18 protein-coding genes and 1 pseudogene are annotated in these 14,979 nt (G+C 55.9%); 14 read left to right on the top strand and 5 right to left on the bottom strand.

Going from position 1 to position 14,979, the window contains the following annotated elements:
* The first annotated feature begins 11 nt into the window (after positions 1-11).
* The 10 genes from ACFSO0_RS01505 to ACFSO0_RS01460 all read left to right on the top strand — a co-directional run bounded on the left by ACFSO0_RS01505 (position 12) and on the right by ACFSO0_RS01460 (position 8,744).
* A complete protein-coding gene (locus ACFSO0_RS01505; RefSeq protein ID WP_376875285.1) occupies positions 12-1,289 on the top strand; it encodes an MFS transporter in 1,278 nt (425 codons plus the stop codon).
* A gap of 38 nt (positions 1,290-1,327) precedes the next feature.
* Complete coding sequence (locus ACFSO0_RS01500; protein WP_376875282.1) at positions 1,328-2,632, top strand: aromatic ring-hydroxylating dioxygenase subunit alpha; 1,305 nt, start codon at positions 1,328-1,330, stop codon at positions 2,630-2,632.
* A 21-nt stretch (positions 2,633-2,653) separates the two neighbouring features.
* Positions 2,654-3,163, top strand: a complete 510-nt coding sequence (locus tag ACFSO0_RS01495; protein ID WP_376875279.1) for an aromatic-ring-hydroxylating dioxygenase subunit beta — start codon at positions 2,654-2,656, stop codon at positions 3,161-3,163.
* 14 nt (positions 3,164-3,177) lie between these two features.
* Entirely contained in the window at positions 3,178-3,963 is a 786-nt protein-coding gene (locus tag ACFSO0_RS01490; protein WP_376875276.1) for an SDR family NAD(P)-dependent oxidoreductase, read from the top strand.
* Between the two features lie 121 nt (positions 3,964-4,084).
* On the top strand, positions 4,085-4,621 hold the full coding sequence (locus tag ACFSO0_RS01485; protein ID WP_376875273.1) for a cupin domain-containing protein: 537 nt from the start codon (positions 4,085-4,087) through the stop codon (positions 4,619-4,621).
* A 119-nt stretch (positions 4,622-4,740) separates the two neighbouring features.
* Positions 4,741-5,547 carry an alpha/beta fold hydrolase gene (locus tag ACFSO0_RS01480; protein WP_376875271.1) on the top strand — a complete coding sequence of 269 codons (807 nt, stop codon included), beginning with the start codon at positions 4,741-4,743 and terminating at the stop codon, positions 5,545-5,547.
* Positions 5,544-6,326, top strand: a complete 783-nt coding sequence (gene nadX, locus ACFSO0_RS01475; protein ID WP_376875269.1) for an aspartate dehydrogenase — start codon at positions 5,544-5,546, stop codon at positions 6,324-6,326. The genes ACFSO0_RS01480 and nadX overlap by 4 nt, the downstream gene beginning before the upstream one ends.
* A gap of 106 nt (positions 6,327-6,432) precedes the next feature.
* Positions 6,433-7,209: an IclR family transcriptional regulator gene (locus ACFSO0_RS01470; protein WP_376875266.1), complete on the top strand. Its 777-nt coding sequence runs from the start codon at positions 6,433-6,435 to the stop codon at positions 7,207-7,209.
* A gap of 242 nt (positions 7,210-7,451) precedes the next feature.
* Complete coding sequence (locus ACFSO0_RS01465) at positions 7,452-7,733, top strand: DUF2325 domain-containing protein (RefSeq protein WP_376875263.1); 282 nt, start codon at positions 7,452-7,454, stop codon at positions 7,731-7,733.
* Between the two features lie 285 nt (positions 7,734-8,018).
* Entirely contained in the window at positions 8,019-8,744 is a 726-nt protein-coding gene (locus ACFSO0_RS01460; protein WP_376875260.1) for a 3'-5' exonuclease, read from the top strand.
* Positions 8,745-8,803: 59 nt separating this feature from the next.
* On the opposite strand, the pseudogene ACFSO0_RS01455 reads toward ACFSO0_RS01460, so the two are convergent.
* Positions 8,804-9,200: pseudogene (locus ACFSO0_RS01455) on the bottom strand (MraY family glycosyltransferase); the annotation flags it as partial.
* Between the two features lie 216 nt (positions 9,201-9,416).
* Between ACFSO0_RS01455 and ACFSO0_RS01450 the strand changes: the two are divergent.
* Complete coding sequence (locus ACFSO0_RS01450) at positions 9,417-9,932, top strand: GNAT family N-acetyltransferase (RefSeq protein ID WP_376875474.1); 516 nt, start codon at positions 9,417-9,419, stop codon at positions 9,930-9,932.
* 107 nt (positions 9,933-10,039) lie between these two features.
* On the opposite strand, the gene ACFSO0_RS01445 is transcribed toward ACFSO0_RS01450, so the two are convergent.
* Both ACFSO0_RS01445 and ACFSO0_RS01440 read right to left on the bottom strand, forming a co-directional pair.
* The gene (locus ACFSO0_RS01445) at positions 10,040-10,732 is read right to left on the bottom strand and encodes a DUF2306 domain-containing protein (protein ID WP_376875257.1); all 693 of its coding nucleotides are present in this window, start codon (positions 10,730-10,732) and stop codon (positions 10,040-10,042) included.
* A gap of 32 nt (positions 10,733-10,764) precedes the next feature.
* Positions 10,765-11,355 carry a TetR/AcrR family transcriptional regulator gene (locus tag ACFSO0_RS01440; protein ID WP_376875254.1) on the bottom strand — a complete coding sequence of 197 codons (591 nt, stop codon included), beginning with the start codon at positions 11,353-11,355 and terminating at the stop codon, positions 10,765-10,767.
* Between the two features lie 216 nt (positions 11,356-11,571).
* Here ACFSO0_RS01440 and ACFSO0_RS01435 point away from each other — a divergent pair, with 216 nt between their 5' ends.
* Positions 11,572-12,090 carry an MgtC/SapB family protein gene (locus ACFSO0_RS01435; protein ID WP_376875251.1) on the top strand — a complete coding sequence of 173 codons (519 nt, stop codon included), beginning with the start codon at positions 11,572-11,574 and terminating at the stop codon, positions 12,088-12,090.
* A 72-nt stretch (positions 12,091-12,162) separates the two neighbouring features.
* Here ACFSO0_RS01435 and ACFSO0_RS01430 read toward each other — a convergent pair whose 3' ends face one another.
* Positions 12,163-13,050 (bottom strand): sigma 54-interacting transcriptional regulator, encoded by an 888-nt coding sequence (locus ACFSO0_RS01430; protein WP_376875248.1) that lies wholly within the window; start codon positions 13,048-13,050, stop codon positions 12,163-12,165.
* Here ACFSO0_RS01430 and ACFSO0_RS01425 point away from each other — a divergent pair.
* Both ACFSO0_RS01425 and ACFSO0_RS01420 read left to right on the top strand, forming a co-directional pair.
* A complete protein-coding gene (locus ACFSO0_RS01425) occupies positions 13,045-13,650 on the top strand; it encodes a type I glutamate--ammonia ligase (protein WP_376875245.1) in 606 nt (201 codons plus the stop codon). The genes ACFSO0_RS01430 and ACFSO0_RS01425 overlap by 6 nt on opposite strands.
* Positions 13,651-13,781: 131 nt before the next feature.
* Positions 13,782-14,663 carry an NAD(P)-dependent oxidoreductase gene (locus ACFSO0_RS01420; protein WP_376875242.1) on the top strand — a complete coding sequence of 294 codons (882 nt, stop codon included), beginning with the start codon at positions 13,782-13,784 and terminating at the stop codon, positions 14,661-14,663.
* 24 nt (positions 14,664-14,687) lie between these two features.
* On the opposite strand, the gene ACFSO0_RS01415 is transcribed toward ACFSO0_RS01420, so the two are convergent.
* Entirely contained in the window at positions 14,688-14,864 is a 177-nt protein-coding gene (locus tag ACFSO0_RS01415; RefSeq protein ID WP_376875239.1) for a hypothetical protein, read from the bottom strand.
* Positions 14,865-14,979: the final 115 nt, after the last annotated feature.

The following is a 14,979-nucleotide window of genomic DNA, read 5'->3' as shown; positions in this document are numbered from 1 at the left end:
GTGTTGCTGTTATGCTTAGCAAAAACATGCGTTGGGTGTACATTTCGCTGCCAATCTTCTTCTTCTGGTTCTTTGGCCAGATCGACAAGCTCGGGATTTCCGTGATTCAGACAGACCCCGGTTTCCTGCAGGACATGGGGTTGACCGGTCCCGACAAAAACGCCAAAATCGGTTTCCTGACGTTTATTTTCACCATCGCCTATGCACTGTCCAATCTCTTCTGGGGCGTCGTGATCGACAGACTGGGCGCCCGGAAGACCGCCTTGCTGGGTATTGCCCTGTGGACGTTGACTATGGTCTTGGCAGGGGTTTCCACCTCTTATGAAATGTTCCTCGCATCCCGCATTATCCTGGGAGTCGGAGAAGGGATCATGATTCCGGTCTCCGGCAAATTCATCGCTACCTGGTTTCACCGCAATGAGTTGGGACGCGCGCAAGCATCTTGGATTTCCGGCAACTACCTGGGACCTGCACTGGGTGCGCTCGTGCTGACTGTCCTTATCTCCAGCATGACCTGGCATTTCTCCTTCTTTATTCTGGCGGCGTGCAACCTGCTGCTCAATATCCCGATGTTCTACTTCATGACCAGGGATACACCGGAAGAGCATCCAAAGCTTAGCCGGGAAGAGCTGGCTTTCATCCGCAGTTCGGAAGCGCCCGTTCAAGAAAAACAAAGCTTTGCCCAAGACTTCCGCTACTGGATCGTCTGGATCGGGATGCTGGTCGCGTCCTTCCTGTTCTTTGGACTGAGCATCTGGCTGCCCACCTACCTGACGCAAGGCAAAGGCTTCGCGAAAGAAGCGATGGCGGGCATCACTTCGCTCTCCTGGCTGTTCGCCCTCATCTTTGTGCTGGTGTGCGGGTATTTGGCAGACAAGACGAAGCGGCCAAGCCTGCTCGCAGCGATCCTGTTTGGCCTCTGTACCCTGTTCCTCGGGATTGCGGTCGTGGCGACGAATCCGATCGTGGCAGGTATTTGTATCGGTCTCGCCATGGGAACGCAAGGCGGTGTCTTCCATTTGAGCAACCTGTTTATTGTCAAGTTTTCTACACCGAAAACAGCAGGACGCGCAGCCGGGCTGATGGGCTTTACGAATATTCTCGGCGGCTTCGCGAGTTACATCATGGGCTGGATGCGTGACCTGTCCGGCGGAGATTTTGGACCGTCGATCCTGATGCTGATCGTCATCGCCCTGGTTGGGTTCGTCGCCTACCTGTTTACCTTGAAGCGCGAAGCGGCAGAAGCAGCTGTCATCCGGCAGGCCGGTCAGACAAAATCTGTTTCTTAGGTCCTCGAAACCGTTACATGAGATTGGAGTGAACACGTATGGGCAAGCCCGAAGTGCGCTTGGACGAAATGACGAGGGAAGAGGCCCTTCGCTATTTGAACGAAACCATGAACCCGGAGGAAGGCGTCATTCCCGCCTACATTTTGACAGACCCGACGATTTACAAACTGGAGCATGAAAAAATTTTCTTGAAGACGTGGGTGCTGCTTGGTCACGAATCGGAAATTCCGAAGAAAAACGACTACATGCTGCGCGATCTGGCGGGTTATTCCGTCATTGTCGCACGCGGGCAGGACGAACAGATTCGCGCCTTTTACAACATGTGTACCCACCGCGGCATGAAGCTGTGCCGGGCAGATCGCGGGAACAAGGCGAACTTCACGTGTCCGTACCACGGCTTCAACTTCAAAAACACGGGCGAGCTGATCGGCGTCCCTCTGCAGAATGACATTTACGGGGGAAGGCTGGATTATTCTACGCTCTCCCTGAACGAAGTGACGATCGGGACGTATCGCGGGCTGATCTTTGGAACGTGGAGCGACGATCCGCAGCCGCTGGACGAATTTCTCACCGATTTCAAATGGTACCTGGATCTCGCCCTGGGCCGCGCAGAGATGGAAGTCGTCGGACCGCCGCAAAAATTTATCGTGCATGCCAACTGGAAAATCGGCTCCGACAACTTCGTGAGCGACTCCTATCACACAATGGTGACGCACGGCTCGATCGCGCAGCTCGGCATGGTGCCCAGCGCGACGTACTCGAAAAAAGGCTACCAGGTTCACACCGCTAACGGACACGGATGTCTGATCGGCACGCCGAACCCTGATTTCCCGTTCCCGGAAGAGCTGAAGGACGAGTACAAGGCGCACCTGACGCCGGAGCAGTTTGAGCTGATCTCCAACATGAAAAACCTGATCGGTACGCTGTTCCCGAACCTGTCTTTCCTCGTATCGCATACGAAGGTAAAAGGACAGCTCGTCTCCAATACTACCATGCGTCTGTGGAAGCCGGTCGGTCCGGACAAGATGGAAGTCATGACGTGGTTTCTGGTGGAGAAAAACGCTTCGGAAGACTGGAAATACCGCTCCCGCGAAGCGTACATCCTGACCTTTAGTCCATCCGGCATTTTCGAGCAGGACGACACCGAAGTGTTTACCGATATTACGGCAGCGGCAAGCGGCGTGATGCCGTTTGCCAAAAAGCTGACCCTCAACTATACGATGGGGATGCACCGCGAGCCTGTCACCGATTTCCCGGGACCTGGCGTTGCCTACGGAGACAAATTTTCGGAAGCCAACTCCCGCAACTACTACCGCTATTGGCTCGACCTGATGAACTCGTGATCGTCCAAGGAGGAAGACGCTATGAGCATGGAAATGATGCTGGCTACTTACGAATTCCAGCAATGGTTGTACCGCGAAGCCAAACTGCTGGACGACATCGATTTTGACGGCTGGCTCGCGCTGATGCATCCGGACATCAAGTACACGATGCCGGTTCGCGTCAACAAGGAAGGGATCGAGCGCCCTGACTACGCGACGGACATGTTCGCCTTCCACGACGATTACAATCTGCTGGCGTTGCGGGTGGAGCGCTTGAAATCGGACTTTGCCTGGGCGGAGATTCCTCCCTCCCGCACGCGCCGCTCGGTGAACAACGTCCGCGTGGAAGAATATGTGCCAAAGGAAAGAGCGGTGGTCAAAAGCTATCTGCTCCTGTACCGCAGCCGTTCGACCGATATTCACCACGATCTGGTCTCCGGCGAGCGCACCGACGAGTTTCTTTATGCAGACGGCGAGTGGAAGCTGGCAAAGCGTTTCTTCGTCATCGACCAAACGACGATCAACACGCGCAACCTGGCAATTTTCGTATAGGAGGCATGACGGGGATGGCAGAGCTTCTCGGAAAATCGGTTTATGTCACAGGAGGTGCCTCCGGGATTGGCAAAGCGGTGGTGGAGGCATTCATCAAGGAAGGGGCGGTCGTCACCATACTGGACCGTTCGGCAGAGGGTTTGCGCGAGCTTGAGCGGCAGCAGGGTGACAAGGTCCGCACCATCACGGGCGATGTGACGGTGTACGAGGATCACCAGCGAGCCGTGCAATGCGCAGTCGAGGCGTTCGGCAAGCTGGACATCCTCGTCTCCAATGCGGGTGTGTTCGATGGCTTCGCCAAATTCGGCGATGTCACCCCAGAGGCGCTGTCGGAAGCCTTTGACATGCTGTTTGCCATCAATGTCAAAGGCAGCTTTTTCGCTGCCAAAGCGGCAGTGGAGGAGCTGAAAAAGACGCGGGGGAACATGATCTTCACCGTGTCCGGCGCAGGCTTTTACCCGGATGGGGGAGGGGTCTGGTACACCGCCAGCAAGCATGCCCAGATCGGTCTTATGCGCCAGCTTGCGTTTGAACTGGCTCCCGACATCCGGGTGAACGCCGTGGCTCCGGGCGGTACGCTGACGGCGCTGTCCGTCATCCCGCCGCTTCGTCCATTCGTCAAGATCGTGGACAACGAGACCAAGGCCCAAAACATCAAGCGGCGCAATCCGCTGCAAATCGCGATGGAAGCGGAAGACCATGTGGGGGCATACGTCCTGCTCGCTTCCGACAAAGCGCGCGCCATTACGGGCGAAGTACTGTCGAGCGACGGTGGGTTAGCGGTGCGCGGACTTGGATAGGGGGTGGGAATCTCGTAGTTTTCTCACCATTCGGAATATTGACTTTTCAAAATAGAGGACCTACAATTTTTATATACAAAACAACGTTTCTTATGCAAAACAAGAGAAGGAGGCTTTATTTATGAGCGATCCCAACATGACCATTGAGGAATTTGAGAAAAGATACGTTGCCCGCCTGGAAACGAGAAAGCTCGATTATGACGCACTGTCCTTCCAGGAGAAAGTAAACCCTGCTTACCGCCGGGCGCAATGCCGCTATGTCGGTACAGGCGGTGTAGCTGCCACGGACAGCAACGTGATCGAGGCGAAGCACTTCACGTTGAGCAACATGTACTTGCCAGTCGGCGCAGAAGGTCCTCTGCACCTGCACAGCGACGTAGAAGAAGTGTTCTTCGTCATCAAAGGAAAAATCGTGGCACTGGTGCAATTGGGCGACACGGTTCATGAAATTCCCCTCAGCGAGCGCGATTGCATCTGGTCTCCTCCAGGCTACTACCGCGGTGTGCGCAACGTAGGTGACGAAGAAGCGATCATGGCGGTGATCCTGGGCGCCCCCAAACCGCAGCTCCCGACATACCCGGAAGGCAGCGAGCTGGAAGCCATCCGCATCGAGCGCGCGAAGGCAAGAGCAGCAGCGGCAGCAACCGAACAAAAATAAGAGGGAGCTGCAGGGAGAGCCTGTCACCACAGGCAAGCCCTTATAGCGAGAAGACCGGCACAACGATGGCAGCCGGGTCTTTTCATTTCCGGACGAAATCGACGCGCGAGGTGATAGCCATGCCGTATACACAAGCAGGATCGCTCTCCATTCATTACCGGACGCAGGGAGTGGGCACGCCGCTCATTTTGCTGCACGGCCTGGGCAACAATTCGCAATCGTGGTCCCGCCAGCTCGCCGGCTTGCAGGATCAGTTTCAAGTCATCGCCTGGGATGCGCCCGGCTACGGAGACAGCTCCGATCCGGACCCGGAGTTCCGCACATTTGGCGAACTGGCAGATATTCTCGAAGACTTCATTGATTCCCTTGGCTTCGAGAAGATTTTTTTGCTCGGACATTCGATGGGCAGCACGACCGCGATGGAGTTTTGCGCGAAGTATCCGGAGCGCGTGCAGGCGCTGATTTTGGCGGCGAGCACCCGCGGCGGCCGGACGAACCCCGAGACGAATGAACGCAAGCTGAAGGACAGGCTGCACAACGTGGAAAACTTGTCTCCGCAAGAGCTGGCAGAGCTGCGCATACCCGCCATGTTTTCTCCGTATGCCGCGCCGGAAGCGATCGCGGAAGCCAAACGCATCATGGCGATGGTGCGTCCGCCCGGTTACCGCTCTGTGGCCTACTCCTTGTACAACGCGGATACGACGGGGCTATTGCCGTCGCTGAAAATGCCGACGCTGCTCATCTGCGGCGAAGACGATAAAGTCACTCCGGTAGCGGAATCGCGCATCGTGGAGCAGGGGATCGCCGGTTCTACCCTGAAGCTCATCGCCCGTGCAGGACATCTGTGCTACATCGAACAGCCGGAAGAGTTCAACAGCCTCGTGCGCTCCTTTCTGCAGGGATGCGACAAGGAGGGAGCGAGATGAAGATCGGATTGATCGGCGGAGGGACAGTGGCGACCTTCCTGGCCAAAAGCATCAATCGGGATCACAAGCTGCCGGGCAACTCGGTAGAAGCTGTCTTGCTGCGAAAGCCGGATGTGGCAGGCGAGTGGGAGTGCGCCTACGGGGTTCGGGCCTTTACGGATGTGGAAGCATTCCTGGCTGCGGGCATCGACATCGTCGTCGAGGCAGCGACCGTGGAAGCCGTACGCGATTACGCCGAGCTCGTCATCTCCCGGGGCAAGGATCTGGTGGTCATCAGCGTAGGCGCCCTCGTGGATCAGGAGCTTTACGACCGATTGAGCGGACTTTGCCGCAAGCTGGGCACGCGCATTCATTTGCCTTCCGGGGCGATCGGCGGACTCGACGTAATCCAGTCGGCGGTTATCCTGGGGCAACTGGACGAGGTGTCGCTGACGACTCGCAAGCCGCCCGTATCGCTCCTGGGACGCCAGGTGGATGCGGAGGAAATCGTCTTTACCGGGACGGCGACGGAAGCCATCAGCCAGTTCCCGAAAAACATCAACGTGGCGATCGTCTTGTCGCTGGCGGGCCTGGGATGCAGTCAGACGCGGGTGACGATTGTGGCCGATCCAAAGGCCACGAAAAACATTCATTGCATCGAGGCAGTTGGATCTTTTGGGAAAATGAGCATCCGTCTGGAGAACGACCCGATGCCCGACAATCCGAAGACGAGTTACTTGGCTGCATTGAGTGTTCTTTCGACGCTGAAAAAACAGACAGCGCGCATTTCCATCGGCTGACCCGTGTATTTCCACGGTTCGCACTTGTTGCGCTGACTTGCGAAGACTACAATAGGTGAAAAGGTACCATTTGCCTGTCCCGAAGTGAAAGGAGTAACAAGCGCTCATGTCGAAAACGGAGAAAGACCGGTATCTGTCCAATTCCTTGATCCGGGGATTGGAAATTTTGAAAATGTTCGACGCTTCTCATTCCACGCTAAGTCTGGCAGAGATCGCCGCCAAAATGGGGGTGAGCCGAACAGTTCCGTTCCGGTTCCTGTATACCCTTCAGCATTTGGGATACCTCTTTCAGGATGAGACGACCAAGCGCTATCAGCTGACCCCCAAAGTCATGGAATTGGGGTTTGCTTTCTTGAACACCATACATCTTCCCGAATTGGCCCGGCCTTATCTGGAAAAACTGCGGGATCAGACCGGAGCGTCCGCCCATATCGGCATTCTCGATGGAACAGAGGTCGTGTATATCGCCCGCGCCGCGACTTCCACCAGCTTTTCCACGCTGAACGTCACGATCGGCTCGCGGCTGCCTGCCCATGCGACATCAATGGGTAAGGTGCTGCTGGCCTTTTTGCCGGAGGAAAAGCGGACGGCTGTGCTGGAGAAGATCGAATTGCAGTCATTCACCGCGCAGACGAAAACCGCGATGCAAGCTCTGAAAGCGCAGCTGGAAGAGATTCGCCGCAACGGGTATGCCGTCAGCAACGAGGAATTCGAGATCGGCATCTACTCGGTGGCCTTCCCGATTTTCGACCGGGACGGCGTCATCATGGCTGCGGTCAATATTGCCTCGCCGACGAGCATGATCAACGAGAGCACAGTCGATGAGCAAATCATTCCCGCTGTTCGGGAGGCCGCGATCGCGCTGTCAGGGTATGCCAAATAAATAGCAGAGAATAGCACACATCTCCCCCAAGCAAAAGCTGCCGCTTCCGAAGACGGCGGCTTTTGCTGTTTTTTCCGTCCAGTACAGTTCCTTTTCCGGCCAGCATAGTTCGCGGAAGGAAGCGGCTAGGGCTCGTTGACAAATGGGCAGACGGGGAGTAATATGAAAAGCATAAAACAAAGTAAATCAGTAGGAATAATATAAATTAATGCGATGCGCTGGGAAAGCGAGGAGGAAACCGGATGGCAGGCGTTCTGGTAATAGGCGGTGATCGGGTGGGGCCAATCGAGAGCAGGCTCCAGGAGAAAGGATTCAGGCGTGTCTATCACGTATCGGGCAGGAAAAAGTCGGATGTCAAGGCAATGATCCCGTCGGACACGAAGCTCATTCTCGTATTCATCAACTTTGTCAATCACAATCTGTGCAAAAATATCAAGAAACTCGCCAAGCAGAAGCAGGTTCCGATCGTCTTTTGCAGGCGCTCCTGTGACGTCGTGGACCTGTATGAGCCGATTATCAGCTAGCGAAGCAGCGAGAAAAGAAAGAGGGGGTATTCGCCGGTGAATCACGATATTCACGTGCAAATACTCTTTTTTGCTGACAAGCGGAGATGGAATGGAGGGAGCGAAGCTGGATGAGAGTGCGGGTCGCAGATTTTGCAGCATTTGCCCGAGCGATGCATGGCAGCTGTTCTTTTTCTGCGTACAGGAGGGGTATCTGGTCGCACAGCCAGAGTCACCTTTGCTTTTCCTGCGCCAATCCTGCGATAATAGAGAACAGATGGATTACGTTCAGGATGTGAAACGATCATGCAAATCATAGTATTTGACCTGGAAACGACGCTGACGCATCAGCGAGACAAAATACCGGAAATCATCGAGATCGGAGCGGCCAAGGTCGTGCCCGGGCAAAACGGGGTCGAGGTGGATACCTTTCAGCGCTACACCTTTCCTGCGATTGAACGGCGAATTACGGAGCGCACCCGCAAGTTCATCGGCCTCGACAAGGAGAACATGCCGACGTTCATCCCGTTTCGTCAGGCATTCTCCGCGTTTCTCGACTGGATCGGTGAGGATCAGGACTACTATTTGTGCAGTTGGGGCATGGACGACAAACGGCTGATGATCGAGCATTGCGCCCGCTTTGGCATCGACTTCGGCTGGCTGCGCAACTACAACGACATCCAGCCTGCGATCAGCATGATGCTCGCCGGCCGCAAGCAAATGAGCCTCAAGGACGCCATCGATGCAGCCGGGATCGTGCAGGAAGGCAGGCTGCACTCCGCCCTCGTGGATGCGATTCATACCGCTCATCTGCTGATCAAGTTCAACAAACAGGTTCACCTCGTGCAAAACACGCCGCAGGAAAACTACAACCTGTCCAGCTCGCTCTACATCACCTGCCGCTCCTGCAAAAAGAGCAAGTACTACACCGCATTCGGTCGGAAAAGCAGACGCTGCGAGGCGTGTCTGCAGCACAAAAAGCAGCAGGAGCAGGCAGGCGAGGCCGCTGCCGTGACCCAGCCGCAAAGCTGATCGGGATGAAAAAATGCCGCGGGCGAAGAGCCCTGCGGCATTTTTGATTACGCTTTCGGCTAGACGCCGAGCAGCAGCAAGATGATCGAGGTGAGACTGAAGCAGACGCTGATCAGGCAGAGAAAAGTGACGACCTGCTTCGGATTCAGCCCGGTTCGCAGCAGCCGGTAGTGCACCTGGCTGGCGTCAGCCTGGTAGATCGGCTTGCCCTGCAGGAAGCGCTTGGTGACGACGAACAGATTGTCGAAGATCGGTACGCCCAGAGCGAGGGATAAAAAGCGAGAGCAGCGTCGCCTGCTTGAACGCCCCGTCGAGTGCGATCACGGCGAGAATGAAGCCGAGGAAGGTCGCTCCCGCATCGCCCATGAAGATTTTCGCGGGCGGCTTGTTGTAGCGCAAATACGCCAGCGATACGCCGATCAGGCTGATGGCCATCACGGCAGAGGTGCTCTGCCCAAAAGGCTTCGCTGCCGCCTTTTGCAGCCCGATTTTTTCGTAGAAGCCCGCTTTGGCCGCGCGGGCATTGCACCAGCGTCCCGAGAAAGGCATGCAGCAGAAGGAATTGGTGATGTAAGAAAATATAACATCTGTGCTTGTTTTTCTGCTCTTCTCCCAATATAGTTATTCATAGAAAGAACAGAACATTTGAATAACGGAGGGGTGTGTGTCGTGTTGTCTACCAAACTGGTTTACGAGGAGATTACGGAGCTTGGCGGAGAGGATGCGAACGGGCTGGCGCGACTGTTGGTGGATGTCGTAGGGGATGGGGCCTCCATCGGATTTTTGCCGCCGCTGGACCCCCACATGGCGCGCGTATACTGGTCGACTGTGCTGGGAGATCACGTCCGGCTCTGGGTGGCGCGAGAGGATGGCATCGTCGTCGGCACCATCCAGCTGCATCTGGCCGTCAAGCAAAACGCCAGGCACCGGGCGGAAATCGCCAAGCTGATGGTTCATCCCAGCCGTCAGCGCAAAGGGATCGGGCGCGCTTTGATGCAGCTTGCCGAGGAGAAGGCGAGAAGCGAGCGGCGCACCTTGCTCGTGCTCGATACGCGGGAAGGCGACCCTTCCAATCTTCTGTACCGTTCGCTGGGGTATACGGAGGCTGGGAGAATCCCGTACTATGCAGAAAATGGCGGCGGAAGCTTCGACGCGACCGTCATTTACTATAAAATATTGCAGAGCTGAGCGGGTACCCATCTTCCCGGAGCAGCTGCACAAGACGAAAAGACTGCTGGCGTCAGCAGTCTTTTGCCTTTTTCGCTGTTAACCGGCAGGGGAGAGCAGGCAGTGTCCTACATCTGCTTCGGGCGGCTGAATTTCTTTTGGTAATAGGCCGAGAAACCGACAATGACCGGCACGAGCACGATCGTTGGGATAAACCAGACGAGCGGATGTACCGAGCTGATCCCGAGCAGCCGAGGCGCTCCGAACACGGTAAAGGCCGTGATCGTCGCGATACAGCAGCCCAGCATTCCGCCAAGGTGCTCCATCCACCAGTGCATCCTTTTGCGCGGAGGACGCAGCCAGTACAGCAGCTGTGTTGCCCCCAGCATGATGCCGATCAGCGGAAACCACGTGAGCAGGGGAAAGCCGATGGATGCGCCATAAAGGGAGATGATGATTCCCGAGACGAGCAACAGCGCGGGAATCAGCAGGTCGATCCATTGCCGATGTCCGGCCGTGCGGTTCTTGAAGCGCAGAACGCGCAAGCCGTGCCAGGCGGTTGCTGTACTCAGGATGGAGATGAAAATCAGGAACCAGGCAAACGCGACGGACTCGACGGTGGCCGCAGGATCAAAGCCGATCCGCCAAATGCCCATGAACAACGCCGAGATGGCGACAACGAACATGGCGTAGACGTAGACCCATCCGACCCGGGTATGCGCTCTGCCCCCTTTTTTCGTTACGACCGGAATCCAGAAGACAGCCAGAGCCGTAAAGCCGGCGATGATGTGCAAGACTTTGAAGAGCGAGAAAAAGAACATGGACGTAGCCCCCTCTCTATTGTCTGATCGACTTATCCTTTGGACAGCGTCTGATACATAATCTGATACACATCTTCCGCCGTGAACGAGTAGGTCTGGGGTGACACGATCGACTGCACGCGGATGCCGAAGGTCAGGACCGTAAACAGGATCGCGGTCTTTTCGGCATCGAGGCTGTCCGGAATCACGCCGCTGGAAATTCCGAGCTCGATCCATTCCTTGGAGTTGCGCACACTGCGCTCGTAGATTTCCCGCAGCATTTCGCCGATAGCCGGGTCATCCTTTTTGCTGAGCAGGTAAATAAAGATGTGGTTCGTGACGTCCCTGGGATCGTGAATGTGACGCAACGCATTGGAAATGGCGGCCAGAGGGCTTTGCAAATTTTGCTCCCCCTGGTTCACGGACTGGTAAAACTCCGCCGCGATCTGATCGAAGCGTTTGCGGAGCAGCAGCCCGAGCAGCTCATCCTTGCTTTTGACGTAGTGGTAGATGGCCCCTTTAGACAGCCCCGAGCGTTTGATGATGTCCTGCAAGGTAGTCTGGTGACAGCCTTTTTCCACGATTAACTGTTCCGTGACGGTGAGCAGCAGTTGGAAGCTTTGGTTTTGATGGATGGATGACATAGTTCCTCCTGGTTCATGCGATGTCCGCTTTGTTATCCACTATACAAACCGACTGGCGGTTTGTCAAATGGTAATGGCGCTGCTGTTGCTTGTCATTTGTTTAACCTGGCCCGGGCCTAATCGCTCTCTGCCTGACTGATCTCCATTCCATCCCGCCGTTCTATTCCAGAAATGAGCGCATATCATTTCTTTAACGCGAAAAGAGGGTGCACAGGGATGGAAGGTCTGAACATTTACGGACAGCATGTCTTCATGAATCCGGAGCTGTACATTCGCGTGGTCGTCAGTGCCGTGCTGGGGATGTTTATCGGGTGGGACCGCTCGCACAAGAACAAGCCGGCGGGTCTGAAGACGTACATGTACGTATCCGTCGCTTGCACGCTGATCACCCTTGTCTCCATTTACAGCACGAAACTGTACAGCTCCCCGAACAGCGGGACGATGATGGACCCGATGCGGCTGGCGGCGCAAATCGTGACAGGGCTCGGCTTTTTGGGGGCAGGCGTGATTCTCAAGGACGGTCTGCAAGTAAAGGGGCTGACCTCGGCAGCGATGATCTTTTTCGCCGGAGGCATCGGGATCGGGATCGGCGCCGGCTTTTACGGAATCGTGATTTTTTCCGTAGCGTTCTCGTTCGCGTTGGCGAAACTTTGCCAGCGATTTGAAGACGTCCAGCACAAGCGGATGGAAAACAGCGAAAAGTCGAATCCGGCAGATCAGCAAGGTGTCAACTGAAAAATGCGATATTCCAGGCCCGGGCCAAGCTATGGCAGACCGGGCTGTTTTGTTTTCCCGGTGTCTCCTGGGTCACGAAAGAATCCCTTTGACATTTTTGAGATTGTATTTTTTTAGCTTGTAATTGAGATTTTGCCGGGGAATCCCTAGCTGCTCACTTGCTTTGGTGACATTTCCCTTGGCGTCTCGCAGCGCTTGTTCAATCATGATCCGCTCGAGGTGTTCGATCTGCTCGGGGAGATTGCCCCGGAAATCACAGGCGGATGGAGCGGAAGCCAGGCTCGGCTCTGCCAGTTGGTTCATCCTTAGCTTGAGGTCTGGCGGGAGATGGTCAAACGTGATCATCGTTTCGTCGTATATCAGATTCGTACAACCTTCGATGGTATGCTCCAGCTGACGAACCTTGCCTGGCCAGCTGTAGTTCAGGAAAAACTGGTACACCTCATCCTCAACGCCTTCTTCGTCCACGCCAAGCTCTGCCGAGTGCATTTGAATGAAAAAGTCGATGAGAACGGGGATATCTTCCCTGCGTTTTCGCAAAGGGGGGATGGAAATGGTGACGACCCCAAGGCGGTAGTACAAATCTTCACGAAGCCGTTCCCTGGCGATGGCTTCATGCGGATCTTCGTTCATCGTGGCGATCACGCGGACGTCGATGTCGACCACCTTTGATGAGCCAAGGCGCTGGATTTTTCTTTCCTGCAAAACGCGCAGGAGCTTGGCTTGCAGGTTGGGATACATGGAGTTGATTTCGTCCAGAAGCAAAGTTCCCCCGTGGGCCTGTTCAAACAGTCCGGCTCGATCGATCGCCCCGGTGAAGCTGCCTACACTCGTGCCAAACAGCAGGCCATCGAGCAGCGATTCCGGCAGGGCGGCGCAATTGTCACTGATGGGCGGCAAGATGTATATGGCATTTGAACAGGAGGCGTATTTGCTGCGGGAAGCGGCCTGCATGTGCATATCAGTCTGTTGGATGATTCCGGAGAAAACCTGTTTGAAGACACCTCGGACCAGCGCGGGCTGGACATGTCGGAAAAAGCCTACCATTTTATCGGCGGCCTGCTCAAGCACGCCCATTCCCTGATTGCCATCGGAGCGCCGAGCGTAAACTCCTACAAGCGGATGCAGCCGGGCACCTGGGCTCCTGCCCATGTCTGCTACGGCTCGGGCAACCGTTCCGTGCTCGTGCGCATTCCGGAGAAGCGCCGGGCGAGACGCTTTGAATTTCGGGGAGCGGATGGTACATGCAATCCGTACCTGCTGGCCGCATGCCTGGTAGCTGCGGGCCTGCACGGCATCCAGAGCCGGATCGAGCCTGGGGAGCCGGTTACGACCGACGTGAGCAAGTTGAGCAACGCAGAATTGAAAGAGCGGGGAATCAGCTGGGTGCCGCGTTCGCTGCCGGAAGCTATCGGCTATTTGGCGGAGGACACCATTTTGGCAGAGACGATCGGACGTTCCATCTGGGAGGAATTTATCAACATCAAGCGGACGGAAGCCGATAAATTCAGCAGGTATGTGAGTGATTGGGAGCGCCAGTTGTTTGCAAATCTGTTTTAGCCGGCAGGTGCAGTCCAATGACGGCTGCGCAAATCTGGATGAGGCAAAGCGTGGCGAAGGTTGCAGGAATTTGGCCAGGAGTCAGAGAAGTATGCTCGTCGAGAGAAAGATGAACGACAGGAGTGGTAAGCATGACGTTGCGAGGAAAAGAAACGGTCATCGGGTTTGTCGGGACGGGCGTGATGGGGAAAAGCATGGCCTCACACTTCTTGAAGGCAGGCTATCCGGTTGTGGTGTACACGAGAACGAGGGCGAAGGCGGAAGAGCTGCTGGCAGCGGGCGCCGTCTGGAAAGAGCATGTCTCGGAGGTGGCGCAGGCTTCCGATGTGATCATTACGATGGTCGGCTATCCGAGCGATGTGGAGGAAGTCTATCTCGGCGCGGAGGGGATCGTGGCCAACGCAAAGCCGGGCGCTTACCTGATCGACATGACGACTTCCAAGCCATCGCTGGCGAAAACGATTTACGAAGCAGCCAAAGAACGCGGACTGCATGCGCTCGACGCCCCGGTATCCGGCGGTGACATCGGCGCGCGCGAGGCCCGCCTGACGATCATGGTCGGAGGCGATCAGGAAGCATTCGACGCCGTCGAGCCGCTGCTGAAGGTCATGGGTACAAACGTGGTGCTCCAGGGCGGTCCGGGCGCGGGCCAGCACACCAAAATGTGCAACCAGATCGCAATCGCGACCAACATGATCGGCGTGTGCGAAGCGATTGCCTACGCGAAGAAAGCGGGACTCGACCCGACGCGCGTTCTGGACAGCATCGCGGCCGGCGCGGCCGGAAGCTGGTCGCTGAGCAATCTGGCACCGCGCATGATCGCGGGCAACTTCGCCCCTGGCTTCTACATCAAGCACTTTATCAAAGACATGGGCATCGCGCTGGAAGCAGCCAAGGAGATGGGCCTTTTGACTCCGGGTCTCGAGCTGTCCAAATCGCTCTACGACGAGCTGGCCGCAAACGGACTGGAAGACAACGGGACGCAGGCTTTGATCAAGTGGTTTGAGAAGTAGGCGGATGTTGCTGCGTGCTATTGCTCACAAGATCGGCCAGTATTTCGCCATGACGATGTAAAACAGGACGGCCACGACAGCGCAGCCGAGCAGGCAGAGGATGAGGCCGGGCAGAGACAGCTGATCCAGCTTGTAAGCGACGAGAAAAAAGACGGTAAACGCGAGATAGGCGATCACGGTTGTAAGCTCCAACTGTGTCATATCAATCACCTCTAATATGTCTGGCTGATGAAAGTATAAAGACAGTTGCCACTGTATGGCAAGCAGCTGGAACAGAATCATTCGTCTGAATCGGCTGTCCGGACCAGACAACAAC

This window comes from Brevibacillus sp. GCM10020057 (assembly GCF_042683565.1).
GTDB lineage: Bacteria > Bacillota > Bacilli > Brevibacillales > Brevibacillaceae > Brevibacillus.
The sequence above is the reverse complement of the archived record's forward strand: the minus strand, read 5'-3'. Positions and strand labels throughout refer to the sequence as shown.